The following is a 2,197-nucleotide window of genomic DNA, read 5'->3' on the forward strand; positions in this document are numbered from 1 at the left end:
ATAATATATCGTGCATATGATAAAAGAAGTTTACCGTCTTCTGTTATGTAGAGTCTTTGAGAAAGTCGTTCAAATAGTTTTACTTCATAATGCTTTTCTAATTCAGAAATAGCCTGACTTACAGAGGGTTGTGACATGTAGAGTTTATCAGCTGCTTTTCTCATTTTTCCACAGTCAACAACTGTTATAAAAATTTTTAAATGCCTAATTGTCATAGAGTACTCCTTTTTGTTCTATGATATTTATTCCTATATATTATATATTTATTAAAATGATAAAGCTAGATAAATTGGACAAACTTTGATTAGTACCAGGATAAAAAGTTTTGAAAAATAGAGAAATATAAATATTATTAGGAGAGAAATACTTGCTAAACAACAAGTATTTATTGAAAAACAATAAAAAGTTATTGAACTACAGAATAATAAAGTGTATAATACATATAAAGCAACATAAAAAATATTTAAACTAGAAGGTTGAGGAAGTATTATGAAAAAAGATATTAGTTCAAAAATTTTAAATGGAATTGTATTAGTAGGAATAGTTTTGACACTACTTTTACTTGCAATAATACCATTAGGATTAACAGCTACATTTAAAAGTGGATTTGGAGTAGTTGGAAGTGACATGCCAATGATTATATCAATTGGTATATATATATGTGCAGTACCATATGTTTACGCATTAGTTCAATTAAAAAAATTATGTGCTTTAGTAGCAACAAAAGAACCATTCTCAAGAAATATACCTGTTTATTTAAAGAGAATATCAATATGTGCATTTAGTGAAATTTTAATATTCAATACTATAGTATTTATATCATGCTACTACTTTGATATGTACATGTATGCATTAACAGTTATGTCAGTAGTTATAATTTCATTTGTTTCACTAGCTATTGGATTTTTGAGTATGGTGTTAGGTAAATTATTTGATATGGCTATAGAGATTAAAGAGGAAAATGACAAGACAATATAAAGGAGTTTGTAATGGCGATTATAGTTAACTTAGATGTAATGATGGCAAAGAGAAAGATGAGTTCTACAGAATTATCACAAAGACTTGGAATCACAATGGCTAATCTTTCGATTTTAAAAAATAATAAGGCAAAAGCGGTTAGGTTTACTACGTTAAATGAAATTTGCAAAATACTAGAATGTCAGCCTGGAGATATCTTAGAGTATTCTGAGGATGAAGAGTAATACAATATAAAAAGTGGGGGCTATAATGAATGAGAATACAGTAAATAAAAATATAGATAAATCAAATTATATAAAGATATTATTATTAATGTTTTTGGTTAGTGCTGTAATAGCAATTACAGGAACTATAAGTAAACAACGTTTGGGATATGAGTATGTTTTTCATTCTTCGATAAGTGTAATACACATGTTTTCTTGGATTTTAACAGTAGGATTATCTATCATGATTTCTCTTACTTATTTAGATTCAGGACGAGGATTATTTATTGTACCATTTATTTTGTTTGCTATGTGTGTAGTATATGGATTTACTTACGAAGAGGAAGTTAGATGTGGAGATTACATAATTAAAGAAGTTCAAGGTTTAGGAGAAAAGATGATTTTTTATTATGAAGATGTAAATATGTTTATAATGAAAAGATCACACCAAGAAATCATAAGATAATCGATATATTATTAATTATCATGGTTAACATTGATTGAGGAAAAATTGAGGGAGAATTAGTATGAGGAGAAAGATTATTATATTTATTTTTACTTTATCTATATTACTTATTGGATTAATCTCACTAGATCATAACTTCTCTCGGTCATACCATCACACTTTTACTAAGTCAACTGATTTAAGTAAAGAAAATGTAGATGGTATGTATTTAGGTGATGATATTAAGAGTGAGAAAATAGTAGCTAAGTACGGTGAGATTTCAGAATTAAGCCAGGACAATGTTCTTTATAACTATTACCTATTAAGTGATAAAATTGAGATAGCAACAAATCTTGATGATAGCAAAATAATTAGATTTATAGTAGAAGATAAGACAGTAGGTACAGAAAAAGGAGTAAAAACTAGAGATAAAAAGGATAAGATAATTGAACTTTATGGTGACAATTATTATACTAGGTTAGAACAAGGCACTAATATAATTGGTTATGTAGACAAGAATAAAAAGTGTTCTATAGAATTTTGGTTAGTTGATGATGAGGTTGTATTTTAT

The 2,197-nt window shown here is 27.1% G+C and carries 5 protein-coding genes; 4 read left to right on the forward strand and 1 reads right to left on the reverse strand.

The window, feature by feature from the left end; translation table 11 throughout:
• A partial coding sequence (locus CHL78_RS19950; protein ID WP_147295868.1) for a LysR family transcriptional regulator occupies positions 1–215 on the reverse strand: 215 nt, incomplete at its 3' end.
• Between the two features lie 274 nt (positions 216–489).
• Between CHL78_RS19950 and CHL78_RS19955 the strand changes: the two genes are divergently transcribed.
• The 4 genes from CHL78_RS19955 to CHL78_RS19970 all read left to right on the forward strand — a co-directional run.
• Complete coding sequence (locus CHL78_RS19955) at positions 490–978, forward strand: DUF2975 domain-containing protein (protein WP_116041757.1); 489 nt, start codon at positions 490–492, stop codon at positions 976–978.
• Positions 979–989: 11 nt separating this feature from the next.
• Complete coding sequence (locus CHL78_RS19960; protein WP_094368181.1) at positions 990–1,202, forward strand: helix-turn-helix domain-containing protein; 213 nt, start codon at positions 990–992, stop codon at positions 1,200–1,202.
• A 25-nt stretch (positions 1,203–1,227) separates the two neighbouring features.
• A complete protein-coding gene (locus CHL78_RS19965) occupies positions 1,228–1,647 on the forward strand; it encodes a hypothetical protein (RefSeq protein WP_094368182.1) in 420 nt (139 codons plus the stop codon).
• Positions 1,648–1,708: 61 nt separating this feature from the next.
• Positions 1,709–2,197: hypothetical protein (locus tag CHL78_RS19970; RefSeq protein ID WP_116041760.1), on the forward strand; the 489-nt coding region annotated here is incomplete at its 3' end.

It is taken from the genome of Romboutsia weinsteinii (genome assembly GCF_002250835.2).
Classification (GTDB): Bacteria; Bacillota; Clostridia; order Peptostreptococcales; family Peptostreptococcaceae; genus Romboutsia_A; species Romboutsia_A weinsteinii.